General features: G+C 55.1%; 27 protein-coding genes and 1 riboswitch. Of the genes, 16 read left to right on the forward strand and 11 right to left on the reverse strand.

Features of this window, described 5'->3' with window-relative positions; all coding sequences use genetic code 11:
• Positions 1-44: 44 nt before the first annotated feature.
• The 12 genes from SH678x_RS14440 (at position 45) to SH678x_RS14495 (ending at position 9,413) form a co-directional block, all read left to right on the forward strand.
• Positions 45-542, forward strand: coding sequence for a peptide chain release factor family protein (locus tag SH678x_RS14440; protein WP_496919158.1), 498 nt, complete (start codon positions 45-47; stop codon positions 540-542).
• A gap of 93 nt (positions 543-635) precedes the next feature.
• Positions 636-1,328, forward strand: a complete 693-nt coding sequence (locus SH678x_RS14445) for an HAD family hydrolase (protein ID WP_496919159.1) — start codon at positions 636-638, stop codon at positions 1,326-1,328.
• Entirely contained in the window at positions 1,328-2,896 is a 1,569-nt protein-coding gene (locus tag SH678x_RS14450; RefSeq protein WP_496919160.1) for an adenylate/guanylate cyclase domain-containing protein, read from the forward strand. The genes SH678x_RS14445 and SH678x_RS14450 overlap by 1 nt, the downstream gene beginning before the upstream one ends.
• A gap of 158 nt (positions 2,897-3,054) precedes the next feature.
• On the forward strand, positions 3,055-4,440 hold the full coding sequence (locus SH678x_RS14455) for a TolC family protein (RefSeq protein WP_496919161.1): 1,386 nt from the start codon (positions 3,055-3,057) through the stop codon (positions 4,438-4,440).
• Positions 4,441-4,503: 63 nt separating this feature from the next.
• Positions 4,504-5,271: a DUF4184 family protein gene (locus tag SH678x_RS14460; protein ID WP_496919162.1), complete on the forward strand. Its 768-nt coding sequence runs from the start codon at positions 4,504-4,506 to the stop codon at positions 5,269-5,271.
• A 27-nt stretch (positions 5,272-5,298) separates the two neighbouring features.
• A complete protein-coding gene (locus tag SH678x_RS14465) occupies positions 5,299-5,529 on the forward strand; it encodes a ribbon-helix-helix domain-containing protein (protein WP_496919163.1) in 231 nt (76 codons plus the stop codon).
• Between the two features lie 16 nt (positions 5,530-5,545).
• Entirely contained in the window at positions 5,546-6,007 is a 462-nt protein-coding gene (locus SH678x_RS14470; protein WP_496919164.1) for a bleomycin resistance family protein, read from the forward strand.
• Positions 6,008-6,078: 71 nt separating this feature from the next.
• Positions 6,079-6,615: a pyridoxamine 5'-phosphate oxidase family protein gene (locus tag SH678x_RS14475; RefSeq protein ID WP_496919165.1), complete on the forward strand. Its 537-nt coding sequence runs from the start codon at positions 6,079-6,081 to the stop codon at positions 6,613-6,615.
• Between the two features lie 110 nt (positions 6,616-6,725).
• On the forward strand, positions 6,726-7,349 hold the full coding sequence (locus SH678x_RS14480) for a phosphoesterase (RefSeq protein WP_496919166.1): 624 nt from the start codon (positions 6,726-6,728) through the stop codon (positions 7,347-7,349).
• Between the two features lie 62 nt (positions 7,350-7,411).
• Positions 7,412-8,608, forward strand: a complete 1,197-nt coding sequence (locus tag SH678x_RS14485) for a cysteine desulfurase family protein (RefSeq protein WP_496919167.1) — start codon at positions 7,412-7,414, stop codon at positions 8,606-8,608.
• 106 nt (positions 8,609-8,714) lie between these two features.
• Positions 8,715-9,047 carry a HesB/IscA family protein gene (locus SH678x_RS14490; protein WP_496919168.1) on the forward strand — a complete coding sequence of 111 codons (333 nt, stop codon included), beginning with the start codon at positions 8,715-8,717 and terminating at the stop codon, positions 9,045-9,047.
• 186 nt (positions 9,048-9,233) lie between these two features.
• Positions 9,234-9,413, forward strand: a complete 180-nt coding sequence (locus tag SH678x_RS14495) for a Flp family type IVb pilin (RefSeq protein ID WP_496923073.1) — start codon at positions 9,234-9,236, stop codon at positions 9,411-9,413.
• A gap of 250 nt (positions 9,414-9,663) precedes the next feature.
• Here the strand turns inward: SH678x_RS14495 and queA are convergent, their stop codons facing one another.
• Entirely contained in the window at positions 9,664-10,728 is a 1,065-nt protein-coding gene (gene queA, locus SH678x_RS14500; protein ID WP_496919169.1) for a tRNA preQ1(34) S-adenosylmethionine ribosyltransferase-isomerase QueA, read from the reverse strand.
• A 106-nt stretch (positions 10,729-10,834) separates the two neighbouring features.
• Between queA and rsmH the strand changes: the two genes are divergently transcribed.
• On the forward strand, positions 10,835-11,716 hold the full coding sequence (gene rsmH / locus SH678x_RS14505; protein WP_496919170.1) for a 16S rRNA (cytosine(1402)-N(4))-methyltransferase RsmH: 882 nt from the start codon (positions 10,835-10,837) through the stop codon (positions 11,714-11,716).
• Positions 11,717-11,798: 82 nt separating this feature from the next.
• The gene (locus tag SH678x_RS14510; protein ID WP_496919171.1) at positions 11,799-12,422 is read left to right on the forward strand and encodes a glutathione peroxidase; all 624 of its coding nucleotides are present in this window, start codon (positions 11,799-11,801) and stop codon (positions 12,420-12,422) included.
• 10 nt (positions 12,423-12,432) lie between these two features.
• Here the strand turns inward: SH678x_RS14510 and SH678x_RS14515 are convergent, their stop codons facing one another.
• The 10 genes from SH678x_RS14515 to SH678x_RS14560 form a co-directional block, all read right to left on the reverse strand.
• Entirely contained in the window at positions 12,433-13,482 is a 1,050-nt protein-coding gene (locus tag SH678x_RS14515) for a tetratricopeptide repeat protein (RefSeq protein ID WP_496919172.1), read from the reverse strand.
• A gap of 89 nt (positions 13,483-13,571) precedes the next feature.
• Positions 13,572-14,027, reverse strand: a complete 456-nt coding sequence (locus SH678x_RS14520; protein ID WP_496919173.1) for a hypothetical protein — start codon at positions 14,025-14,027, stop codon at positions 13,572-13,574.
• 373 nt (positions 14,028-14,400) lie between these two features.
• The gene (locus SH678x_RS14525) at positions 14,401-15,384 is read right to left on the reverse strand and encodes a type II secretion system F family protein (RefSeq protein ID WP_496919174.1); all 984 of its coding nucleotides are present in this window, start codon (positions 15,382-15,384) and stop codon (positions 14,401-14,403) included.
• A 1-nt stretch (position 15,385) separates the two neighbouring features.
• A complete protein-coding gene (locus SH678x_RS14530; protein WP_496919175.1) occupies positions 15,386-16,351 on the reverse strand; it encodes a type II secretion system F family protein in 966 nt (321 codons plus the stop codon).
• Positions 16,352-16,438: 87 nt separating this feature from the next.
• Entirely contained in the window at positions 16,439-17,764 is a 1,326-nt protein-coding gene (locus tag SH678x_RS14535) for a TadA family conjugal transfer-associated ATPase (protein ID WP_496919176.1), read from the reverse strand.
• A 257-nt stretch (positions 17,765-18,021) separates the two neighbouring features.
• Positions 18,022-19,230, reverse strand: coding sequence for an AAA family ATPase (locus tag SH678x_RS14540; RefSeq protein WP_496919177.1), 1,209 nt, complete (start codon positions 19,228-19,230; stop codon positions 18,022-18,024).
• A gap of 110 nt (positions 19,231-19,340) precedes the next feature.
• A complete protein-coding gene (locus tag SH678x_RS14545; protein ID WP_496919178.1) occupies positions 19,341-21,161 on the reverse strand; it encodes a secretin GspD/PilQ domain-containing protein in 1,821 nt (606 codons plus the stop codon).
• A 109-nt stretch (positions 21,162-21,270) separates the two neighbouring features.
• Entirely contained in the window at positions 21,271-22,347 is a 1,077-nt protein-coding gene (gene cpaB, locus SH678x_RS14550) for a Flp pilus assembly protein CpaB (protein ID WP_496919179.1), read from the reverse strand.
• Positions 22,348-22,626: 279 nt separating this feature from the next.
• Positions 22,627-23,202: an A24 family peptidase gene (locus SH678x_RS14555; protein WP_496919180.1), complete on the reverse strand. Its 576-nt coding sequence runs from the start codon at positions 23,200-23,202 to the stop codon at positions 22,627-22,629.
• Positions 23,203-23,646: 444 nt separating this feature from the next.
• A complete protein-coding gene (locus tag SH678x_RS14560) occupies positions 23,647-23,829 on the reverse strand; it encodes a Flp family type IVb pilin (protein WP_496919181.1) in 183 nt (60 codons plus the stop codon).
• Between the two features lie 208 nt (positions 23,830-24,037).
• Positions 24,038-24,123: riboswitch (cyclic di-GMP riboswitch) on the reverse strand.
• A 373-nt stretch (positions 24,124-24,496) separates the two neighbouring features.
• Here SH678x_RS14560 and SH678x_RS14565 point away from each other — a divergent pair.
• Positions 24,497-25,363, forward strand: coding sequence for a hypothetical protein (locus tag SH678x_RS14565; RefSeq protein ID WP_496919182.1), 867 nt, complete (start codon positions 24,497-24,499; stop codon positions 25,361-25,363).
• On the forward strand, positions 25,360-26,379 hold the full coding sequence (locus tag SH678x_RS14570) for a DUF362 domain-containing protein (RefSeq protein ID WP_496919183.1): 1,020 nt from the start codon (positions 25,360-25,362) through the stop codon (positions 26,377-26,379). The genes SH678x_RS14565 and SH678x_RS14570 overlap by 4 nt, the downstream gene beginning before the upstream one ends.
• The last annotated feature ends 9 nt before the right edge of the window (positions 26,380-26,388 follow it).

Genomic DNA, 26,388 nt, shown 5'->3' on the forward strand with positions numbered 1-26,388 from the left:
CACTTGCAGTTCAGAGCGCGACTTTGTTGCATTGACCGATCACGATGGCCCATCCTGCACAGCTACCAATTGATGATTTACTCACCGATTGCGACATTCGGCGGACCCGTCGTTCAGGTCCAGGGGGCCAGCATCGTAATAAGGTCGAAACCGCGGTGGTGATCGAGCATCGTCCCACAGCCATCCATGCCGAGGCGAATGAACGGCGTAGCCAGGAACAAAACCGGCAAGTCGCTCTTCACCGGCTACGAATCAAACTTGCGATCACACATCGCACAAACCCAGCGTCGGTGCCCTCGGAACTCTGGCAAGCTCGCACCGCAGGGGGCAAACTCTCCGTGAATGGCGAGCACGACAACTTTCCGGGACTTTTAGCCGAGGCGCTTGATTGGACCGCCGTCGCTGAATTTGATCTGGCGGGCGCTGCGGAATCTTTAGGGGTTAGCAGCTCGCAGTTGGTCAAACTTCTGAAAATCGAGCCGGAAGCCTTGGCGCTGGTCAACCGCGAACGCCAAGCCCGCGGCCACAGTCCCTATCGCTAGCGCAGCCCCTACCGCTAACCGGTCGGCTCGTCAGCCAGGACCCACTTCCTTACAATGCCAGATTGCCTACCTCCAACGACCCGCACAGTTTTCATGACCACAATACTATTCGATATCGACGGCACGCTGATCAACACGGGTGGCGCGGGGAAGATCGCTTTTGCTGAAACGTTCCACGAGCTCTTTGGTATCAGCGAAATTTCGAGTAACGTCGGTTTCGCGGGCCGCAGCGATCGAGCGATTGCCCAAGAATTGATGCAAGTGCATGGAATTGATGCCTCGCCCGAGAATTGGCAGTTGTTCACAACCGCGTTCTTACCACGACTAGAACAAGTCTTGCCCCGGTCTGCCGGTGAAATTCTGCCGGGCGTCGTGCAGTTGCTCGATGAATTGGCCACTCTGCCACATGTGTCGATTGGATTGCTCACGGGTAATATCGCCGTAGGTGCTCGAGCGAAACTTTCGCATTACAAATTGTTCGAGCGATTTCACTTCGGCGGATACGGCGACGATTGGACCGATCGCTGCGACATCGCTGTGGCAGCACTCGACGCTGCCAAGCAACATGCCAATGGTCACGGAGCGCGAAATGGCAAGGTCGTCGTTATTGGCGACACGCCTGCCGACGTGAAATGCGCGCGGGCGATCGATGCCTATGCCGTCGCCGTGGCAACTGGCGGTGCCACGTTTGACCAACTCGCGGCTTGTGAGCCCGATCTGCTGCTCGCTGATTTGACCGACACAGAACAACTCATGGCGCATGTGAACTCAGTGATCGCCCCCTAATGGCCGCGTCAGAAGCTCCCGACAATCGCCGAAGTTGGTCCTTTGCCGAGCGCCACGGCTTGTTGATCGTCGGTGTTTCGCCGGTGATTGCCAACGTGGTCGGCAGCATCTTCAACATTCTCTACAATCAGCGGCAAATCTGGCCCATTCTTTCTGAAGCCCAGCAGCATCGGTTCGATCAATGCTGGCTGGTTTACAACGCGATTATCTATCCGCTCGCAGTGGCCTGCTGGGTTGCCCCACTGATTTGGCTGCGGCCGATTCATCGTAATCTGCTGCAAGGATTCCCCGTCGATGAATCGCGGCTCTTAACGGCTCGACGGAGCGTGATCAACTTGCCTTGGTGGATCTTGATCGTTGCCGGCTTGAGTTGGTTATCGTGTATCGCCGTCTTTCCGCTGGCGCTCGCGACCGTGCCGGGCGAGCTGAAATCCGAAGTGGTATGGCACTTGGCCGCCTCGTTCGTGACGGCTTCGCTCATTGCCGTGAACCACAGCTTTTTTGCCGTGGAGCTGATCAGCCAACGAGTTTTGTACCCCGTATTTTTTCGTAACAGCAGCCCAGCGAATGTCCCCGGTGCCGTGCCACTGAACATCATTGCCCACGGCATGATGTTCACGATCTCCGCGGTGGTGAGCCCCGTTGTTTCGCTCGTCCTGTTACTGCTCGTTCCCCAAGCCTCGAAAGACGCTCCCTTTTTCGGCGTCGCCGTGGGCGCGGTCGCGATCATCTTCGCCCTCACAACGGCCTGGATGTTGGGTCAACTCGTCGTCGGACCGGTCCGACGGCTCGGTGAAACCGCCATCAAAGTCAGCGAAGGCAACTACGATGTTCGCGTGGACTTGCTGCGAGCCGATGAGTTTGGACCTTTGATCGAACGCTTCAATGCGATGGTGCAAGGCCTGCGTGACCGCGAACGCTTGCAAGAAACTTTTGGCCGTCATGTCGGGCAAGTTGCCGCACGACAAATTCTCGCGCAAGGGGATGGGCTCGTCGGCAGCGAGCAAGTTATCACCGTGATGTTTGTCGACGTTCGCAACTTCACCGAACATTCGGCCAAACACACGCCGCAAGAAGTTGTGGCGGCATTGAATATCTTCTTTCGCGATGCCGTGGAAACCGTCGAGGCCAACGGCGGGATGGTGAATAAATTTTTGGGCGATGGTTTCATGGCGTTGTTCGGCATTGGACCACAGCAACCCGATCACGCACGGCAAGCCGTGACTGCCGCCCAGCAATTATTTCGCTGTTTGGACAACGTGAGCACAGAACTCGCCAAAGTTGGTTGGCCGGGGCTTAAGATTGGCGTCGGCATCAATTCCGGCCCCGCGATTGTCGGTAGCATCGGCTCGCCTAAACGGCAGGAATTTACCGCCATCGGCGACACGGTGAATATGGCTTCACGCGTCGAGACACTCACCAAAACCGTGGGGCAACAGCTGTTGATCACGGAACAAACCAAAGCCCTGCTGCCAGCAGAATTTCAAACGCTGCCGCTGCCACCTCAAGCAGTCAAAGGCAAAGGCGAACCACTGCAGCTCTATGCTATCGCCGAGAAATCCGCGTGATTTCATGGGGTTACACCTGCCGTCGGCACAATAGTCCTAATCGTCAAAGTTTGCCTGAGTGGTGCTTGCGGAAAAAAGCGATCAACTGTTGCGCCCGGCATAAGTGGTTTTCGATAACAAACGCAGTCGGTGGGATCAACACAACTGCAACAGTTATCATGCTTCGACGGTTTTTCGCAATTCTTGGACTCATACCGCTGATGACGTTTGGCGTGGGTTGCAAATGCCCCTGTGCCAAGTGCGGCGTCCCGCGCACCCCGTACGCACCTTGCGTTTACTCAAGTTGCGAATGTGAATCACCCCCACCTGATCTCGCCCAGGAAATTCCTTTGGAATGGGTGCCTCAACCGCTCCCCGCGCCATCGGAAACCTACGAACTCATCAACGCGGAAACAGCCCAATGCAATGCCGCGGCCAATGCGACTGTGGCGAACATGGTCGAGCTCGAACGGCATTGGGCCCAGGTCATCATCGAGTGCGATACCAAAGGCGTTGCCGAAAACTACTGCCTCGACCGCGATCTATTGTCGCTCCACGCCTGCTCTGTCAGAAACAACGCCGCCGCGTCCGCACTTACTGCCTTCTATCAACTCGGCGGGCTGGAAGCGCAAAAGCATTACCTCGAGCACGCCCTCAAGGAAGTCGAGCTCACCTACAATCGCATCGACAAGCTGCGTGAAGCCGGTATGGCAGTCCCCGACGAACTCGATCGTGCGACCGTGGGGACACAATTTCGCGATCTTGAGGACAAACTTGCGCAGCTCGATTTGCAGCGACTGCAACTCAACGGCCAACTACAAACTTTGGTCGGCTGCCCACTCAACGAACACAAATTCTTCTGGCCCCACGTCGACTGGCAGCCGGAACTCGAAACGGTCAATGTCGACATGGAGCTGACTCTCGGCCTGCAAAACCGTCACGACTTGCGTGGCCTTGGCATCGTACTCTGCAACATGGAGAAAATCACGCTGCCGGTCACGCGTGGCGTGCTTGCTTTCGCGGATTCCACGCTTGGCACGGTCGAACCACGTGAAGGTTTGATCCACACGATTCGCTGCCTGCATTGCTACGAACATGAAGTCCCAGTGCGTTGCCGGCAACTCGCCATGTTCTACGAAGACACCGAAACCAAAGCCTCGGCCGAAATCAAAAGCGCAGCTTATAAGATTGGAATGCAACAGAATCGCATCGTGTTGGCTCAAGAAACGGTGCTAGACCTGCGCAAGCGAGTGGAAGAACTGGAAAAAACTCGCGATTCCGATGACGTGCCCGTCTTCAAAATCAGCAGTGCACGCACCGACCTAGACCAAGCCGAAGCCCACTTGATCGAGCAGATCGTCGCTTTGAAAATCGCCCAAGTGGAACTCAAAAAAGCGCAAGGCATGCTCGCCAACGAATGTGGCTTCCTCCCTCAACTCTGCCTCGAAGGTTGCTGTAATGGCGCCTGTATGCGTTGCGAAGGGGGACTGATTTGCGAGGAGTGCAAATCCGGCAAATGCAAACCGTGCGCGACTTCGAAACCTGCCTGTGAACGCTGCGAATAGCAAGATTGCTATTTGCAAGGCTGCTGCTTCTCAGAGTTTTCCCACGCAGATTATAATAACGAAATGCCGTTTACACCGTCGCACATCGTTGCCGTGCTGCCGATTGCCTGGTGCAGTCGGAGTCTCCCATTTTCCGCGCTGGCAATTGGCAGCATGATCCCTGATCTGCCGCTGTTTTTCCCCATCTCCAACTATTGGCTGATGCACGACCCATCGCTCGTGCTAACGACTTGTCTGCCGTTGGGATTGGCGGCGTTTGTACTGTTTCATCTGTTTCTCAAAGCACCGCTGGAATCGCTGCTACCCCGGTTTGTCCAAGACCGAATAGCACCTTACTCTGGTGGCCGCTTGCAGATCTCCTGGTCGTATTGGCTGTGCGTGGTGGTCGCGATTGTGATTGGAGCATACACACACATCTTCTGGGATTCTTTCACGCACCATGGCCGATGGGGAACCCAAACCTTTCCAGCTCTCAACGGCTTGGTTGACATTGGCATTCGCAAGTTTCCCATCTTCAAGTTTCTCCAACATCTGAGCAGCATCGGCGGCTTGGTGATTTTGGCAGTGATGATTGTTGGTTTATTGTTTTACAACAAGCCCTCCGATCATCGCCAACCATTCAAATCTCAGGCTTGGCTTAAACTTTTAGCAGCCAGTTTGCTGGTTCTCTTTCCAGTTTCAAGTTGGTTGTATTGGTCGCAATTCAATTACACCTTGCTCGAAGTCGTTGGCCTCACGATTCGCCTGTCTGGTGCGCTGCTTGTAATGGCCCTCACGGCTTATGCCTTAGTGTTTCACGTTGTGACCAAAGCACAGTTTGTTGAGCAATAAGCAGCAGAACCTAGGAAAATTTTGACTATGCCCTTAATTATTCATGCACAATTAGATGACGATACTGCAAAGCTGCGGGACGAACTACAAAAACAACTTGGCTGGAGCGACTCGCAGATCATTTGCGAAGGCATTAAATCTTTGGCAACTTTGGTAAGAAAAAAAGGCGAGCATGCCATTGTCGGTTTGGGCCAATTTGAATCCGGGGTCAATGACTTAGGTTCCAACAAGAAGCAGTTACAAGGCTTTGGCAAGTGAAAACACAAGTTGATTCTTGCTTCGTAAACATCGCAAAAAGCTATTACAAACCTCTTTTCAGGTCACACCTATGTACGCCAAAGCGATCACGCCCATCTTGAATGTTTCCAATCTGTCGGAGAGCTTAGCGTGGTTTGAAAAACTGGGGTGGAGGAAGCTCTGGGATTGGGGCACACCCCCGGCGTTTGGTGCAGTCGGTTCGGGGGAATGCGAAATCTTCTTGTGCGTGGGAGGTCAGGGTAATCGCGGCAAGGGTCCTGGCAAAGCAACCTTTGGCCCCGACGGGGACGAGACGGCTGACAAAGGAGTCTGGATGTCAATTTGGGTGGACGACGTCGATGCCGTTCATCAGCGATGTGTGGAACAAGGTCTGGATGTGGCTTGGCCTCCGACCGACATGCCCTGGTGCGTGCGCGAGATGCATGTCCGCCATCCCGATGGCCATGTGTTTCGGGTAAGTCGCGGACTCGGCAAATAAAAGTCAAACCTTGGCACGCAATTCGCATCTCTTGGCAGTGAATTTTTTCACTCGCATGAGGAGCGACTGCCATGGACTCGATCAACAAGAACCAGCCCGAACAAAATCACGCCGACTTGAGCGGTGACAGAGCCGTCGAACAAATCAAAACGATTGTCGATAAGGCCCAAAGCTGTTTCTTTTGTAGTGCTGTCCGAGCGGAAGGCTCCACCGGCGCGCGACCGATGAATGTTCGCAAAGTTGATGACGCTGGAAATCTGTGGTTCTTGAGCCCGATAGATAGTCACAAGAATCAGGAAATTGCGCTCGACCCTCAAGTAACCCTGTATTTCCAAGGCTCCCCCCATTCGGACTTCTTGGAGATTCATGGCCGCGCGACGATCACCCAGGACAAAGCCAAGATCAAAGAACTATGGCATCCGACGATTGGCACCTGGTTCACGGAAGGAATCGACGACCCACGAATTACGGTCATCAAGGTCACGCCCAGCGAAGGCTACTATTGGGACACTAAACACGGCAACGCCGTGGCGGGGATCAAAATCATGATCGGGGCACTCATCGGCAAAACGCTCGACGATTCGATCGAGGGGAACCTGAAAGTTTGAAAATTACGGCTAACGGTCGGGCGTTATGAAGCTCCTTTTTCTGGTACCGGCTCTCGTTTATACTTTTCTCTTTCGATCAGCCGCTATTTATTCCGCCGAAGGGATTCGCCATGCCGACCGTTGCCGAGGAACGTGTTCTTGTCTTGCCGACTCGTGAGTTTCACGCCCTGGGGCACTTTCAAGGCTTCTCGGCGGACCTCGACACGTATCTGCCGGCCCTCTTGGATAGCCAAGAGCTCAGCTACCGCCCTCGCGGCGAGATGGAACAAGATCCCAGCTTCAAGCAATTGATCCCCTACATGGTGTTTCGTCATACCGACGATCAAGGGGTGGCGCGGTTGTTTCAATACACACGCGGCGGCGGGCAAGGGGAGAAGCGGCTGCACGCCAAGCGAAGCGTCGGCATTGGCGGTCACATCTCCACCGACGATTCCGAAGCCGGCAGCATCGCCGATGTTTACCGCGTGGGCATGCTGCGCGAGTTGGAAGAAGAAATCGCCCTCGATACGGCCTACACGGAAAAATGCGTCGGCTTGATCAACGACGACGAAACCCCCGTGGGTCAGGTCCACCTGGGGGTCGTGCATCTGTTCGACGTGACCGAACCCTTGGTGCAGCCACGCGAGACCGAAATCCTCGAAGCCGGTTTCCGCCCTGTGGATGAAATCCTAGCCGAACTCGACCACTTCGAATCGTGGTCACAGATCGTCGTACGGGCACTGTTCGGCCGCTAAACCACAAGTGACTGCTTGCGGCTTAGCTGGCGGGGCTGCGTGCTTCGGTATACGCTTAAAGTATGCCCGCCCCTACGCTCATTTACATGGACAATCACGCCACGACGCGGACTGATCCCCGCGTGGTCGAGGCGATGCTCCCCTATTTTTCCGAGGAGTACGGCAACGCCGGAAGCGTGAGCCATCACTTCGGAGATTTTGCACGGACGGCTGTCGAAGAAGCGACGGCTTCGATTGCATTTAATATCGGCGCTCAACCGGAAGAGATCGTTTTTACGAGCGGTGCCACCGAGAGCAACAATCTCGCCATTCGCGGCGTGGCAGAACGCAACCAGCGCCACGGCAAACATCTTATCAGCGTTCGCACGGAACATCGCGCGGTGCTGGAACCTTTGGAACGGCTTGGCCAACGCGACTTCACCGTCACCTTGCTCGACATCGAACAACACGGCTCGCCCCGCGCGGCTTGGCTCGATCCCGCGCAACTCGCCGAAGCAATCACCGACGAAACAATCTTGGTGAGCGTCATGCTCGCCAACAACGAGATCGGCGTGATTCAACCGATTGCCGAGATCGCCGCCGTGTGTCGGCATCGCGGGGTGCTGCTCCATTGCGACGCCACCCAAGCCGTCGGCAAGATTCCGCTCAATGTGCGAGATCTGGGTGTCGACCTGATGAGCTTCTCGGCGCACAAAATTTACGGCCCCAAAGGAATTGGTGCGCTGTACGTGCGGCAAGGGAGCCCGATGGTCCGCTTCACTCCGCTAATTACCGGCGGGGGACAGCAAGGGGGACGCCGTAGCGGCACACTGAATGTGCCGGGAATCGTCGGGTTCGCTAAAGCACTGGAACTTTGCGAGGCAGAAATGGCGCACGAGGAAGCACGTCTCACAGGATTGAGAAATCGACTTTTCGCTGGACTTCAGCAAAACCTCACTGGCATTCAATTGTGCGGCCCACAACTTGAATCGCCGCTTGACCATCTCTTACGCTTGCCAGGCAACTTGAATATCGCTTTTGGCGATGTCGATGGAGAAGCTTTGCTACTGGAAATGGGAAGCCTGGCCGTGAGTTCGGGGGCAACCTGCTCGTCCCACGAGCCGGGGCCAAGCCATGTTCTCACGGCGCTGGGGCTCAGCGAAGATTGGGCCCGCAGCAGCCTGCGGTTTGGGCTGGGCCGCTTCAATAGTCCCGCTGAAGTGGACAAGGCCGTGGAAATTGTCACGACAGCAGTCAAAAAGCTGCGAAAAATGGGCTAGAGCAGTTCGGGCTTTTCTCGCAGGATTTTTTGCTATAATTTGGTTGCAGGCGGAATTTGTGCTTCGCCACTGGAAATTTGCATCCGCATTGATCGAGGATTCTGAAATGAGCGTTATTTTGACCGAGAAAGCCGCCAAAGAAGTTAAGCGGATTATTGAAGATCAGAAGCTCGAAGACGGCACGCTGCTCCGAGTGGGTGTGGCTGGTGGTGGGTGCAGTGGTTTCAGCTACTCTCTCGGCTTCGACAAGACCTACGACGAGACAGCCGACTCGAAATTCGAGTTTCATGGCATTCCTGTGGTTGTCGATAAAAAGAGCGCTCTGTATCTCGATGGCACGACCGTCGATTTCTATGATGGTTTGGAACGGCGTGGCTTCACGTTCGAGAATCCCAACGCGGTGAAAACCTGCGGTTGCGGTAGCTCGTTCCAAGCCTAAGCGTCTGAGCGTTCTTATAGCCAGCTGTATAACCGGCACGACCGTTTCCATACTGCTGCGCGCTTTCGTTGTACGGCAATTTCGCCGCTACAGTCCGCGTGCCCCTCATTTTTTGAGATAAGTTTCAGGTAGGACATGGATTGGCTCCCCACCCTCGGGGGACACACCTATTTGGATGGATATCTCATGAAAACTTTTCTCAAGCGCCTTCTGATCGAGGAAGATGGTCCCACTGCCGTCGAGTACGCTGTAATGCTTGCGTTGATCGTTGCCGTTTGCATCACCTCCGTGGGTTTGTTGGCCACGGAAACCGGCAACAGCTTTGACCGTTCAGCCACGGAACTCAATTCCGTGCTTGGTTCATAGCTATAGCGTTACCGCTTACAGGCAAATTTGCTCCTCATGAAATCAGAAATCACTGATTGCCACTAAAGTCCAGTCGATGGGTGGTCGATCTTATTTTTGTTGGTTCAACCAACCCAGCGACCATGCTCCGCGCTCTGCCGCTATGTCGCACACGAGCCAAGTGTTCTGCTAACACATGGGCTCTCCTCACCACAGGGAGTTACTGCCCCAATTTCCTGGAGGAGAGCCTTTTTTATGCGCTGCGTGCCAGCTAGAGAATTAGCATGGCATCGCCGTAGCTGTAGAAACGATATTCGTCGGCGATAGCCAACTCGTAAGCACGGCGAACCAACTCCGTTCCGCCGAGGGCTTGAACCAAGAGCAGTAAGGTCGTTCGGGGAAAATGAAAGTTCGTGAGCAAGCCCTCCACGAGCTTAAAATCATACGGCGGGCGAATGAATAAGTTGGTATCGCCTTGCCACGGCTGAATCAACTGTGCCTTATCGCCGCTCAAGCCTTGCTCGCGGGCGGCAGATTCCAACACCCGGGCGACGGTCGTCCCCACAGCGATATTCCGCCCCCCTTTGCCGCGGGTGAGCATGATTTCTTTCGCGGCGACTTCGCCCAACTCGCCCCACTCGGTGTGCATCGGATGTTGCGACACGTCCTCAACGGTAATTGGGCGAAACGTTCCCATGCCAACGTGCAACGTCACGACCGATAAGCCAATACCCGATTGCTCGAGCGCTTTGAGAAGTTCCTTAGTAAAATGCAATCCCGCGGTCGGTGCCGCCACGGCACCAGGAGCGCGTGCGAACACGGTTTGATAGTCGGCAAAGTCGGAATCGACCGAATGCCCCTTGCGAATATAAGGGGGTAATGGCACGTGCCCCACCTCATTGAGAACTTCGAGCGTCGGTCGATCCCCCTCGGGGCGTGCGAGCCAAATCCCTTCCTCTTGCTGCTCCAGCAGCCAAAGTTTAATTGAAGTCTTGCCGTTGCGATCAACCAGCGTGATTTGCTCGGGCGGATGCAGGTGACCTCGCGTTTTACACACAAGCCGCCAATCCCCTTGGGAATTCGTTCCCAAATACAGTCCCTGCCAACGTCCACCAGTGCTCACACGGTTCCCACGTAACTGAGCGGGAATCACTTTGGTGTCGTTGAGAATCAACCGGTCGCCGGGCTCCAGGATTCGTGGCAGATCGCGAATATGAGCGTGGCTGATCGACTGAGCCTCTCGATCAAGAACCATCAAACGCGCATCCGCCCGATGCTCGAGCGGTTGCTGAGCTATCAATTCGGCAGGCAATTCGTAATCGATCCACGGTTCCATGTGTACTCGCAAATCCAGGCTCAAGACGAAGTGAGTAAATATTGTATGATGATGGGGAGAGGCTGGTCGCGGGTGTGGCCGGTTCCATGCGAAAGGCGGATTGTACGTGGCCGAGCCAACCTGCCATATCCCTGTTTTATTTAACGAAGTTTTGGAATGGCTCGCCCCTGCGCCGGGGAAGATTTTTGTCGATGGCACGCTCGGCGGAGGAGGACACACCGAGGCCCTCGCTCGTGCGGTTGGTCCCACGGGTCTTGTCGTGGCGGCGGATCTCGATCCCGCGGCTCTCGCTCGCTGTGAAGTTCGGCTAGCAGGCTTACCCGTGAAACTCGCGGGCACGAATTACGCGGACATCCCCGATGTACTCGACGATCTCAAGATCCAAGGAGTCGACGGCATACTCCTCGATTTGGGACTTTCGAGCGATCAATTGGCCGATGCGGAACGTGGTTTTTCTTTTCAGCTCGATGGCCCGCTCGATTTGCGTTTCGATCCAGAACAAGGCGAATCCGCGGCGGAATTATTATCACATATCGGCGAGCAGCGTTTGGCGGACATCATCTATCAGTACGGCGAAGAACGCTGCAGCCGTCGCATTGCGAAGAAAATTGTCGAAACGCGGCGAAACGCTCCCATCCGTACAGCAGGTCAGCTTGCCGAATTGGTACGGAGTTGTGTCCCCCGCACGCCAGGCCTGCGTATCGATCCGGCGACACGAACATTCCAAGCCCTGCGAATCGCGGTGAATCAAGAACTTGCATCACTGGAAAAATCGCTCGTGACGTTTCCCGATTGCTTAAAGCCGGGAGGGCGACTGGCGATTATCAGCTTTCATTCGCTTGAAGATCGCTTGGTGAAGCACGCCTTTCGCAATGACGAACGCTTGGAAGTACTCACCAAAAAGCCCATTCTGCCTTCCGAACGCGAGGAAACCGAGAATCCCCGGGCGCGCAGCGCCAAACTCCGTGTCGCCCAGCGGCGGGCCTAGAAATGTTAAGTATTCCGCCCACCTGCGGTTGAAGCCGCTAACCGTTATAATCAGCGGATCACCTTACTTTGGAGAAGTATCAATGGCTCGCCTGAAAGATTTGTTTTCGTTGGGGGCATCGCTCCTTGCACTCGCCACGGGTTGCGGCCACAGCGTGCCGGGAATTGCTCAAGAGGAGTCTGCTTTGAAATTCAACATGGAATCGCTAGACGGCGAAAAGGTTGATCTGAGCAAGTACCAAGGCAAGGTCGTGCTGATCGTCAACGTTGCCAGCAAGTGCGGACTCACTCCGCAATACGAACAACTCCAAGCCCTCCATGAAAAGTATGCCGACCAAGGGCTCGCTATCCTGGGCTTCCCCTGTAACCAGTTCCTAGGACAAGAACCCGGCACGGCCGAGCAGATCGAAGAGTTTTGCCGTGCGAACTATGGCGTCGAGTTCGACATGTTCGCTAAGGTCGACGTCAAAGGCGACAAGGCCTGCGATCTTTATAAAATGCTGACGGCTCTCGACACCAAGCCGACCGGTGCGGGCGAGATCAGTTGGAATTTTGAAAAGTTCGTTCTCGACCGCAATGGATTCGTCGTGGGCCGTTTTGGCCCGCGCACCAAGCCCGATGCCCCCGACGTGATCGAGGTGATCGAAGCAGAACTCAAGCGCGAACCCGCCGCCAAGCCAGCCGTTGCTGAGAAATCAGCCCAGTAATTCAAACCGCTTAACGAATGGCCGGCAGTGTCATGGGCTGATAACCGACAGGTACTCTCGCCGTTTGTGCCGGCACGGGAATTACTTGCGGCACACCCGTCGAAGGATACGCCGGTCCGTTGTTGACTTGCAACGGCCCACTGGGTCCGTAGGGTGTAGGCGTAATGTCGTTGGCCACCGACACATTCATCACAGGCTGTGTCGCAATCGGGGCCGTCCCGGCCATAGGAGCGCTAAACGAAATCGGCGAGCTTAGCGCCGAGGTCATCGCGCCGGAAGCCTGCTGCACCTGCGCTCCGCCTGTGATGTTTGTCAGCATGGTATGGGCTTCGGCAAATTGAGGATTCGCCGCCAACGCCTTGTGCAAGAAGGGCACCGCCTCGGCAGTTCGTCCACGTTCCTGCAAGAGCGCAGCCATGTTGTAGTTGGCAACGGCCGGGTCGTAAACTGCGGCTAGCTGGTTTGCTGCCTGATCAAGTTGATTCATTTCGATCAGCACTTTGGCAATGTTGTTGCGATAGAGCTGCTTCTCGGGAAGCATTTTGACGGCCTGACTGAGCAGCTCATAAGATTTTTGCATGTCGCCACAGCGGGCTTGGCACAGAGCCAAGTCGTTGAGCGCCCGGGCATCTTCAGGATGATTATTGACGGCTTGCTGATAAATCCTGAGTGCTTCTTGCAGATTGCCTTCCCGATCTTCGAGGCGGGCAAGCCCCAGCAACGCGTCGAGGTTCTTCTCGTCGATCTTGAGCGCTTGCTGATACATCGATCGAGCGTGCGCCGCGTTTCCACCTTGATCGCTCATCTGTGCCATGGCAACGTAGAGCGACGGGGTCGTTGGCCCAGTAGCAAAGCCCAGCGAGATCGGATCTGTCTTCGACAAATCTTCGACTTCCGACTTCTTGGGGGCGAGCGACTTGAATGGGGCGGTCACCTTTTCGGTCCAGCTCGTCTGGCTGGTCACGGGCGGCGCGGTTTCGTTCTTGCTGGAAACGCCGGGGATGGCACATCCGGTCGCGGCCACAAGCACCGTCAAATGCATTAACCTAGTTGGTCGCACGACTTCACCCTCCCTGGTGTAAGTTCGATCCGCCTCGAAAAGATTCGTAACAGAAAAAGGTTTCTGCCTTTGGGCAGTCGTTGTGTTTATCAGTTTGCCGTAGTCGTCCCGCCCGAGTCAGGTGGTAATACCGGAGCAGGTTGATTGGTTTGGAATCCGACAAATACGTGATCCACGGAAGCCGCCGTGCGGCCTTCGGAAACAATGTGAGTGTCATTCACCATGGCGGGCTCAAGCGTAGGGCTCTGATGCCCTGCCCAAGATTGCACCGCGGCAATGCGTGCCGTGGTATCCTCTTGAGTGTGTCCACGTTGAACAAATATCTGGCGGCGTTCTTCAGGGGCCTGGGTAAGAATCCACTTGGCCTTCAATTTACCTGCTGATGTCAGATTATTGGTCCCGGGTTCAAAGTGATAATCACCGAGCAAATTCTGTCGGCGCCACCCGTTGTTGATCATCGCCGTGTAGGCGCTGTTCACATAGCAACGCGACGTGGGGATGTACTGGGCAGGCCACAAATTGTTCGAATGGTAGCCGGCTTCCATTCTCCAGCAAAATCCATGATTCTGCTGGTAAGTCCCGCAGCTCTGGCAACTCATGGGGCTGCACTGCCCCGAGTTGCACGCGCACTCTTGGGCAACAACCGAACCGGCGCTGATTGCCAGCGAACATATCAACAGAGCCGACGCAATGTTCTTCATCATGGGGGTCCACCAGGTTGTGAGTCGGTAAAGACTCGCGGCGAAACTGAATTGCTCGATGCGGGTCCGAACAATTCACCGGGATCCGTCACCTCGGGGTCACGGCATCCTTCGTCGTTATCGACCTCGCCAGCGCAGTCGCTTCGCTACTTTTGGATAAACCGGCATTGTTTGCTCAGTTTACCCAAAGTCAGTGCTAGCAACGCTGTTGAAATGGCTACTTGGTGCCGTTCATCGATGGGAACAGCTCATTGATCATCGTGATAGCAGCAGGACCGACCAGCACCACGAAGATCGCCGGGAAAATGAAAATCACGAGCGGGAAGATCAGCTTCACCGCCGTCTTGGCGGCCTTTTCTTCGGCCAATTGCCGGCGACGAGTTCGCATCGAATCGCTTTGCACGCGCAGCGCTTGTGCCACGCTCGAACCAAATTTGTCGGCCTGAATTAGAATCGCCGACAAAGCTTTGAGATCATCCACACCGGTGCGGGCGCCTAAATCGTGGAGCACTTCATTGCGGGCTCGGCCCATCTGCAACTGCAAATTGCACAAGCTAAACTCCTCGGCAACGATGCGGTATGACTTTTTCATCTCTTCGGCCACTTTGCGCATCGCCTGATCCAAGCCAAGCCCCGCTTCAACGCAAACGACCATCAAGTCCAAAGCATCGGGCAAACCATAAAAAATATTGTCTTGTCGGCTCTTGGTGCAAAACCAAATGACAATCTCAGGCGCAAAAAACATGAGCAGCCCGATACCGCCGGCATAAGTAATCGAATCGATATCAAATCCGCGAGTAAGAATGACGGCTCCACCGCCGATCAAAAACCCGCCCAAGAGGCCAACCATTTTGCAGGCCCAGAAGACTTCCGGCCCCTTAGGACCACGGAAGCCTGCCTGATTGAGTTTCAACCGGGTTTTGCTCACTTCTTCATGTGTCTTTGGCTGTAACGGTTTGGAGAGTGCGGGAGACGCCATCTCCAACACTTTGCTCATCGCACTTGTTTTGCCTTTTCCGTCGCGTACCAAATCCCCTCTTCGGCCGTTGGGCTCGCGGAGTTCGGCCAAACGTTCTTCAGCGCGTGGCTTGTGGCCGGCAAAGAAGTCAAGCAACCACCACACCGCTGCGGCAGTGGCGCCGAAGATGGCCAGGTTCATGACCAATGGTGAATCCCAAATGCTTGTAGCGAATAATGGCATATCAAACTCGAATGTTGACAATTTTGCGAATGGCTAAGGCCCCGAGCAACTGCATAACGATCCCGCCGACGAGCATTCTTTTACCCAGTTCGTCGGTAAACAACAGCGACAGATATTCAGGGTTCATGCGATAAACAGTGATGAACAATAACGGCGGCAAAGCCAACAACACGATGCCCGACAAACGACCTTCACCCGTCAGAGCTTGGACTTGGCCCCAAATGGCAAACCGCTCGCGGACCAAGTGGCCAATCTTGTCGAGAATCTCAGCTAAGTCACCGCCCGTTTGACGTTGCAGTATCACTGCCGTGACAAAGAACTTCAGGTCCAAGTTGGGCACCCGCTCGCTCAAATTATTCAACGCTTCTTCAAACGGGATACCCAGGTTTTGTTCTTCAAACACGCGGCCAAATTCCGACGCGATCGGGTCAGACGATTCCTGCGAAACAAGATGAAAACCTGCGGCCAGACTATGCCCGGCACGCAGAGCACGGGCCACGAGTTCTAAAGCCTCGGGCAACTGTGCCGCAAATTTGGCGAGCCGCCGTTTGCGGCGAAATAGCAGCCAGAAAAATGGCAATGTCGCAAAGGCGATCCCAACGGGAGGGGCAATCAACACGTTCGCCCCTGACGCTCCCACCAAGACCGACGAGCCGATGCCTAAGCCAGCACAGATCGCGACAAAGGTCCCCACGGACATGTGAACTTCGGCCTGGTCAAACAGCAGCGAGAGATTGAGCCAATTCGACAAGGCAGCTTCGAGGGCGCTCTTGCCGAGCTTCTCGCGTTGCAGCATCTGGGCGATTTCAGAAAGATTCGACGGATCGCTACGGTCACCTTTAGTAAGTGACGCCAATCGACCTTCCATTTGCGATACGGATTGATCGCGGAAGAACACGGCGATCCCCACGATCAATGCAAAGACGCCGACAAACACGGCGCCAATGATGAAGACACTTGGAAGCATGACCGACTCGCAATGATTGGGTGATTGATTTGATTGACAATCAAAATGGCTCGCCGGGGCCCCCCTCTTGAGCCCCGGCAAGCATGGTTAATCTCTTAGCATGATGCGTTCGCGGAAAGCGCTCGCCGGCAACCGTACGCCGTGAGCCTCAAGCCGCGGAATAAAAGTCGGACGAATTCCCGTCGACTGGAAGTAACCGGTCGCGCGTCCGTTGCCGTCGACCCCTTCTTGCACGTAATTGAATATGTCCTGCATCACGATCGTGTCTTGTTCCATGCCGATGATCTCGGTGATCGCGGTCACCTTACGAGGACCGCCGGAAAGACGGTTCACCTGCACGATCAAATCCACGGCACTGGCAATTTGCGAACGCATGGCCTTCACGGGCATATCAAAACCGCCCATCATGATCATCGTTTCCAAACGGGCAATCGCGTCTCGCGGCGTGTTGGCGTGGCAAGTGGTCAGCGAGCCGTCGTGGCCGGTATTCATTGCTTGCAGCATGTCCAACGTCTCGGCCCCACGGCATTCGCCGATGATGATGCGGTCGGGTCGCATACGCAAACAGTTACGTACCAAGTCGGTCGCCGAGATGCGGCCTTTGCCTTCGATATTGGCTGGGCGCGTTTCGAGACGCACGATGTGGCTTTGTTGCAGTTGCAATTCCGCCGCGTCTTCAATGGTCACAATACGGTCTTCATTGGAAATAAAGCTCGACAGCGTGTTGAGCAGCGTCGTCTTACCAGAACCGGTACCACCAGAAATGATGATGTTCAAATGCGCCTTCATGGCACCTTCGAGGAGCATCACCATCTCGGGGGTCATGCTTTTATAGTTCAGCAAATCTTCGAGTTTGAGCGGATTCGAGCCGAAGCGGCGAATCGTAACGCTCGGGCCGTCGAGGGCCAACGGCGGGATGATCGCGTTCACGCGGGAACCGTCCGGCAAACGGGCGTCGACCATCGGGCAAACCTCATCGACCCGGCGGCCCACTTTCGACACGATACGGTCGATGATCTGCATCAGGTGCTTGTCGTCGCGAAAGGTGACCGACGACTTTGTTAGTTTGCCACCTTGTTCAACAAACACATTCTTAGGACCGTTGATCATGATTTCGCTGATCTTGGGTTCCTTGAGCAGCAACTCCAGTGGCCCCAAGCCGAAGGTTTCGTCAAGCACTTCATCGATCAAGCGATCGCGTTCTTGACGATTGAGAAACGTGTCTTCCGTATCGCACAGATGCTCAACCACCAGACGAATTTCGCGGCGCAGCACGTCGCCCTGCAACTCCCCAACGTGCGACAGATCAAGCTTATCCACCAACTTCGAATGAATGCTCTGCTTAAGCTTTTCAAACTCGTGCTGCTTATCTTGAGCAGCAACGGCGGGCATGGTTGTATTGAGTTTTGTCATGAGTTGAAAGTCCCAAATGCTTGATCGCGTGGAGAGGCTTTGGCCGTGAAACCACCGATGCGGCCACGTATCGTGAAAAACCAGCAGAAATTGCGTCAAGCAAAGATAGCTTACGCCCGGTCAACTCGAGGCAGACGAAGTAGCTTCCCACAAGAAGCGAGTTGACAGATGACGAAAAGACGGATTGGGACGGTTATGCCTGAGCAGCGGAAGGAAGTGCTGCGATTCAACGAATCGCAGGTCCGCACAAGTTGGTCCTAGCTCTTCGCCGGCCAGAGATTCAGCCAACGGCGGCTCTTGGAATCCTTGTCGCCAGATTCGCCGTCCTCGCGTTGCTTGCCGCAAAGCGAGTCGGCCAATTGCATGATTGAGCTTGTAATACCCGCCTTGGGAGCATGTTGAATCAACGGTACACCGTTATTGCGCACCTCGACCATCACGCGATAGTCATTGGGAATTTGCCAATAGATTTCCCGACCGATCGTTTCCTGAGCTTTCTTCAAGCTGATCTGGCCCGTGTCTTGTCCCACGCGATTGATGATGATGCGTACTTTATTACGCAGAGCTTCGTCGCCATCGAACGTCATCATCAATCGAACGACGTTCCGCAAACAGGGCAAATCCAGCTGCGTGATCAACAGAATGTCATCAGCCATATAAATGGCCTGCATATCGAGCTCTCCGAAAGATTTCGAGAGGTCGATCACAATGTGCGAGTACGAAGTTTTCAACAATCCCAACACGCGCTGCAAACTGTCCGGCGTAATCAAACGCACGTCTTCCAGCTGCACGGGGCGAGGAAGCAGATGCACGCCCGATGAGTGCTTCGTCAGTGATTTTTTCAGCAACGTTAGGTCCAAACGGGCGACATTCTGCGCCACGTCGGCCAAGCTGTATTCGGGAATCGTGTCGAGAAACACGTCGCAATCACCCAAGGCCAAGTCCAAATCGACGAGCACGACCGAGTTGTCGCGATCCGAGGCCAAGGCACAGGCCAGATTCACGGCGACGCTTGAGGTCCCCACGCCTCCGGTCGCTCCGGCGACGGCGATCACGCGGCAACCCTGCACGGCAGTTTTCTTTTCGCCGGTACTATGCCGCTTCACGCGGTTTAAGGCTGAAACAAGATCTTCTTCCTTGAGCGGTTCGGTCAGAAATTCCTTAGCCCCAGCACGCATCGATTCGAGAATCAAGCGGCCGTCGGTCGAACTGCTCGTCACGAACAAAGTGCAAGTCGGCACTTTGGCAGCGATTTCTCCGATCAGGCGAATCGCCTTCTCGGGATCGTTGTCCATGGAGACGATGCCGATTTCAGGATTTGTCTGCTCCACAACGTCGGCGAAGAACTCATAGCGCGAGCATTCCGCTTCGAGCCACACGCTCTCGAGCCCCAGCAGGATTGCTTTGAGGCTGTCACGCGTGGCGTCGTTGGGATCGACTACCGCAATGCGAAGCACGTTTGCCATGATAGAAATTCAAGTTCCCGGATCCGTCGCGGAATGGTTAGTCACAATGCCAACAGGCACATACCAGAGACACCCCTAGCGCCGACTCCTCTAATCAGTGCTAACGTAGCTTATTTTTCCATGTCGTAGCCGATGGGCCCGATTAACCCCGGCGTCGACGTGGCACTGCGAATGGGCGCCGTCAGGGTGGGAGTTTGCGGAGCTTGCTGGTTGCGCTGAACCATCGCCTGCGCATCCTGCCATGGCGAGGGGAATTTGATCGCCGACGGATCGGGCATCGTTTCCTCAGGCGTTTGCACGGGGACAGGTTGTGACGGTTGTGCTTGTGGCACATAGGGCTGACTTTGTGGCGGCAGAGCTGGAACCTCCACGGCTTGCGGCTCACCCACACTGTTGTAGGCAGGCTGGTAGTATCCCTCCGCCGGCACAGGTTCGGCACCGTAGGCTTCAGCCGGAGCAGGCATCGGCATATAGTTTGAGCCACCGTCGCTGCTCACGCTGTAGCCACTTGGTTGAGTCATATTATACGAGGTTGCACAATTCATCGGGCAACCACTAGGAGCACACGCTCCACAGGCCGGAACTTCCAAGTGACCGCCAAAATAGAGCTGGCAGTTGTTCGGCGAAACAGTTTCCATGCCAGGCCCGCAAGGTGGCACTTCGTGGGGCTCCATGCCGTCGGCGAACTCTGGAGTCACCATGATTAAGAGTTCCACTTCGTTGGTCTCTTCGCTCACATCACGGAACAAGGCCCCGAGATAAGGAATATCGCTGATGTAAGGAATACCGCGTTCCTGGGCTTCGACCCGGGTCTGCACCAAACCGGCAAGAGCCAAGGTTTGTCCCGCCTTGAGTTCCACACCGGTGTCAACTTCACGCACCTTCAGACCAGGCACGGTAAAGCCGTTCTGCTGGACGCCGATCGCGGGATCGCGTTCGCTAATCTTGGGACGTACCTCTAAGCGGATATTCCCGTTGCCAAGCACAATCGGTACGAAGTTAACCTCGGTACCGAAGGTCTTAAATTCAATCGTGCTTTGGCCCAGACCCGAGGGAACGATGATGGGAAATTCGCCGCCGACGTTAAAGTAGGCCGGGCGTCCACTCACGGTTGTGATCGTCGGATCCGCCAAAATCTTGGCGACCTTGTTTTCTTGGAGTGCTCTCAGAAAGCCAAAAAAGGCATTGTCTCCATCGATCACACCAAAGGCGACGTTCGATTGTCCAACGGTACTTTCGATGGTTCGACCACTGATTGAAAACGCCTGCAGTAGTCCAGAAAGGTCAGTGACAACACCTCCATTAGGGCTAAACGCGGCGAAATTGGCACCCAATCTGCGCAACTTGGTTCGCGAAACTTCCATCACTTTGACTTTCAGCAGAATCTGCTGCACGCCACCCACGGTGATATTATTCACGACCTTCGGAGCATAATCTTCCGCCAGACGCAAAATCGGTCCCACAACTTCAGGCCGCTCGACATAGCCTTCCAGCACTAAACTGTTCGTGAGACGCACGACTTTGACCGACGACTCAGGGAATAACTTCGCCAAAGCGAGTTCCAATTCACGTACGTCGCCGTAAATCAGCACATCGACGGTATAAACGTGGTCGTCTTCATCCCACAGATTGACCTGGGTCACGCCCGGTTTGCGCGCCGCAAGCTGAACTTGATTGGCACTAATCGGGGTGACGGTCACCAATTCCGGATTGTTCACCACCATCCGCGGAATCCGTTTATCGAGCGTGAGGATCCGACTCGAATTGACGGTCATCTCCATGCGCTCAGTGGGCTGCGTGATATTGCGAACCACTTGCGCATCTTGGCCAATGACGTTACTGCTTAAACAGCTCAAGACCGCTAGGCTCACCAGGGTGGTAAGCGATAACCAACTGAATTGAGTCTTGCGCGGGGTGGATTTAAGGTACATCCTTGTACTTCCTTCGCGTGGAGTAGGCCGGGCCTGCGAGCGTGATTAACACGTCACACACCGGCTTGGGAAAACCGTGACGTCCTTGTCCGGCTTTCGTTCCTGTCTCTTATTTGTCATCCAAATCAATGGGGAAACCCGAGTCCGGATCGGGTACAAAATCTCCCTCACTATCTCCCTCACTGCTGCCACTGGCAGTATCTTTTTCTTTGTCATCTGACTTGGTATTTGTCTCTTCGTTATTGCTGCTGACGTCTGCGTGGCTCTCTTCAGCATCCAACGGCTCACCCGTGGTCGCGTCGAAATCGACTTTGCTCACTTCGTTCGGATAGATGATTTTCATCTGGAACGGGGGCACAACTTCAGCCACGGGAATGTGCTTTAAATCTTTTTCGATCGTCGTGACGGCTGGATCTTCGTCCTTGTCAAAGGCTTCGCGTTCTTTCTCACGGCTGCTCGCGTCGCTTTTGGCAAAGATGTCGTCGAGCGATTGTTCCGCATCGTCGACGATCACATCATCCTCGGGATTCCGAGGTATCAAACTGATTTCGCCCATGTTTTCGGCGGTCGTGATCCGGCTAGCTTGTTGAGGTGTCATCACCAACGAAACCGTCTTCGCCACGCTCCGTTCCTCGGTGCCTTCCGAAGAACGCTGTACGGCTTGGTCGACTGCATAGACGCGGATATTCTGCAGAATGATCTTGGTAAACGGGTGGGTGATACCCGCTCGTTCGTTGCGCTGCACGAAAAGTTGAATATCCACGCGGTCGCCCGGACTTAACAGACCGGCCGCGCTTTTACGAGCATCCACCGATACTGTCTTAAGCCGCATTCCAGGCGGAATGCCGGCAATCGGGTCGTGAGTTTCGCCCTTGGCCAAGAACTTGCCGTCGTTGAGCGGTTCGCCCTGGAAAATGATCGCTTTAGGCCGGCGGCCTTCGATGTCTTCCCACTTCGTGACGGCGCCATTAGGAACTTTGTCCTTGGGCCATTCCTGGAGACTGACCATGCCGTCGTCGACGGGGTCACCCAAGTTGATGTTGTGCAGCGCCACATAGATGGGCACCGTTTCCACCGCAACTTGTTTCTTGTTATGGCTGTCGAGAACCTGGCTGATGCCGATCGAGGCCACCAAGCCGCAGCCGAGCGCAAGAACTAAAAGAATAAGCGATTTTGGACGCATCATACCCCCCTGGCATGAGGTCGGAATATCTTGTCCGTCAGTGGCCGTGACACGCTGTCGCGAACCAACAAAAGCTCGTCCGGGAACTCTTGTGACGTCTGCCTAATCAACACTCTGCTAAGTAACGCCAATCCGCACTCAGCAGCCTTCTCTGTAGCGCAAAGTCCGCAACCCCGTGGGTTCACCGACCGTACACTGTCAGAATTTTCGGCAGAGTCTACCTAACCAGATCAATGATTTGATAAAATTCGCGGGTTCTTTCGGTTGTGCTGGCACGCTTTCTTAAAGTTGCATGCCGTGCCACGCGAAGTAGGCAATCGAGCCAATCGCGATGGGAATCCCGTAAGGCAGCAGGAACATCCGTGGCTTACGTTCCGCGGCGATCTCGGCTAGTTTCTCGGGATCTTTCACCGTGATAATCTCGTTATAGATGCCCCAGAACTGGTCGCGATGCTTGGCCCAGCTCTTGGTCCACAGGACCATACCGATAGCAATCACGCCGCCCACCAAAGCGGAAACCGCAAAAGCATAGAACGTAACAGTCGGCCACATCCAAGCCCCGACGCCCGCTAGCAGTTTGACGTCGCCGGCCCCCATGCCACCGATCGCGTAGGGTGGCAGCAACAAGGCCAAGCCAACGGCCGTGCCGCACAGGCTGTAGCCCAAGCCTTCCCAACCAGCAAATGGCGAGAACGCAGCACTGTAAATCCAACCGCTGATAATGAACGGGTAGGTAATCCAATTGGGTACCTTGAGCTGATAACCGTCAATCACCGCAGCGACGACCAACGTGATGGTCACAACCCACACATGCCAGGTTTCAGTAAACCAAGTCAACAGCTCTTGATATTCAGACATCACACACCCATTTTTCAAGTTAAGTAAAAAATTTTGTTCGCCAGAGGGATTCGTTGGCAGATCATGCTCGTCGACGAATCGCCTTGTCTCTTAGGCTCGTGGCGTGAAGAGAAACGACACCACGAACGTCAGCATGGCCACGCAATAGCAAGCCAACTGAAACGCATTGGCAAACATTTGTTCGGGGATCAAGCTCAACATGGTGACACTCTCAATAACCAGTCCCGGGCAATAAAGCCTGCGCGTGGGCAAAGCCTCTGCTCGAAACCTAGCTCACAATTTGAAGCAAAAACAAGAATTTCATCGCGCGGACTGAACGCTTCAGCGCCTAGTCCAGCAAAACCAACACAAACGTAAAAAAACCTCTCGGGACCGTAGTCCCGAGAGGAGTTGTCAACATCGTTTTTCGTATGTTTGGCTCCCTGAAAGGCAAGCCCACATCGATCAGCTAGGAGCGGCCAAGCTGTTCGCAACACCTTCAAACGTCGTGTTGGCGTTGGTGCCGACCGAACGAATCGCTGTCAAGCAGACGATCACGATCAGGGCCAGCATCACGGCATACTCGACGGCGGTGGGGCCATCTTCCGAGACGAGGAAACGTTGTACCTTCTTAGCGAGACTCTTCATTGCATTCCTCCAATTCCCGGTGTCGTGGATCACGACACCTTTCAGGTTGTCAGGAGCTTTCGTTGCTCCCGTTAATTAGCTCTAACACCACTCTTCCAGCTTCCAAGCCTCAGAGCCTGCATCAGCGATATTAGAGCCAGACATTTAAACAAGTGCGCGTCTCATCTCGCATGGGCTGTGCTTCCGCTGCGTCGCTATTTTGCATCCTTTCGGCAGCCAGGCTAACGCCGATCTTTCAACCGTCGTCCCTCGGCTTTGCGCCCCAATCTTGCGATTGGTTTGCCTTTATCGAGGATGATGACGCAGCAGGCTCGATTCTGCTCTGCCTCTCTTGCTCCACCACTTCCGTGAAAAAACCGAACGGTTCAGGAGAAGAAAAGTTTCGCAGGTGGCGCCTGCAGCGCTCACCTTTTGTAGTCCGCTAACAACCTGTTAGTCGAACCACACTTGAAACCTATGTCAGATTCGCCGGGAGTCAAAACCTTTCAGCCCTGGGCTGCGAAAATTTCCTTTCGCCCTGCCTACAACATGACTACCCCGCAAAACCTGTCCTGTAGGCTCGTTTTCCTCGCAGAAAATCAGCCCTTTTGCTGCTTTTTTGCAACCTAGACTTGCTATGTGTCGTGTTTCGCAAACATTGAGCCGCGGTACTTTCGCCGTGCAGTGAATGAATATCAATCGCACATGCATCGAACGTCTCCGCAACATCGAACGCTGCGGTTACAGCGCGCACGGCGTGTGGGCCGCGGAACCCACGGCGCTCGCGTGCTTAGCGTTGATTCATCACGACGAACACGCTGCCGCACAACAGTTGGCTACGCAACTCGCCGACGTGCAGCAGAGCAACGGCGCTGTTCCCACTCAGGCTGAAGGTGACTCTCCTTCATGGACAACCAGCCTGGCTATCCTAGCTTGGTTAGCCAACGATGCCTTCGAGGAAAACATTGACCGCGCGATTGCCTGGACCTTACAGGCTCATGGCAAGACGATACCCAGAAATTCTGAAATTGGTCACGACACAACACTGCTCGGCTGGTCGTGGGCCGCGAATACGCATGCTTGGATGGAACCGACCTGCATGTTTGTCGTGGCCCTCAAAGCAGCCGGCCTGCGCGATCATGAACGTGCCCAAGATGGCCTGAAGCTCGTGACAGACCGCTTGCTTTCGACAGGTGGCAGTAACTTCGGCAGCACGGTCGTCCTCGGCCAAGCCACACTGCCTCAAGTTCAATCCACGGGTCTCGCGATGCTGGCCCTCGCGGGTGAAGCGAATACAGACCCCCGCGTTGAATTGTCGCTTCGCTATTTGGAAGAAAATTTGAATCCACACACAACCACCGGCTCGCTCTGCTACGGCCTGATCGGTCTCACCGCTCATAATCGCCGACCACAGAATGCGGACGCACTACTTCAAGCGGCGTTAGAACGCGAACTCACTCGCGAGCCAAGTGCCTACAAGCTCGCACTCATGGCATTGGCCAGTTCCCCCGATTTATCGTGGCTCCCCCAACGCCCAGAGGTCGCCCAAGCATGAGCGAGCCCAAACCCAATACAAACGCCCCCAGCCGCCGAGCATTCCTCGCCGCGGGTGGCCTAGCCGCTTGCGGCTTAGCGACCGCCGCATTAGCACGCCGCGCATTTCTCCCCACCGCCGAAGTCTTCATCGCCAAAAACCAGCGCTACGACGGCCCACTTGCCACTACCATCCGCGACGGCCTCACCGCTTGCGGTTTAACTCCCACCCAATTCCGCGGCAAGGGCGTGCTCCTCAAACCCAACATGGTCGAGCCCACGCGATTAATCCCGCACATGACCACGCATCCCGCGGTGATCATCGCCGCGGCCGAAGTCTTTCGCGGCTGGGGCGCCAAAGTCACCGTCGGCGAAGCGCCGGGGCACGTGCGCGACACGGAAATGGCCCTCGTGGAATCCGGCGTTGCCGAAGCACTCTCCGATGCCCGCTTGGACTTCGCGGATTTGAACTACGAAGAAGCCCGCTGGTTTGCGAACCGTGGCCGAGTGAGCCCGCTCAAGGGGATCTATTTTCCCCGTTCGATTTGCGAAGCCGATTTCGTGGTGTCGATGCCCAAGATGAAAACGCATCACTGGGTCGGTATCACTTGTTCAATGAAAAATCTCTATGGCACTTTACCAGGAATCAAATATGGCTGGCCCAAAAATGTTCTCCACCACAATGGAATCCCCGAGACGGTCGTCGATATCAATGCCACCCTGCCACGCACACTATCAATCGTCGACGGCATCGACTGCATGGAAGGCGACGGCCCCATCCTCGGAAGCGTCAAGCGTATGGGACTTGTGCTGGTGGGAACCAATCTCCCAGCCGTCGACGCCACCGCAGCACGAATCATGAGTCTGCGTCCTGAGCGCGTGAGCTACTTACAGCTCGCCGCGGATCGTTTAGGCCCAATCGCCGAGAATCGCATCACCCAACGCGGCGAGCGCTGGCAAGATTTGGTGAGCCCGTTTCAGATTCTCGACCAACCGCACCTGACGCCCTTGCGGGCGGTGGGGGAATTGGTGAGTTAAGAGTTTCTT

The organism is Bythopirellula superficialaquae, from assembly GCF_059632245.1.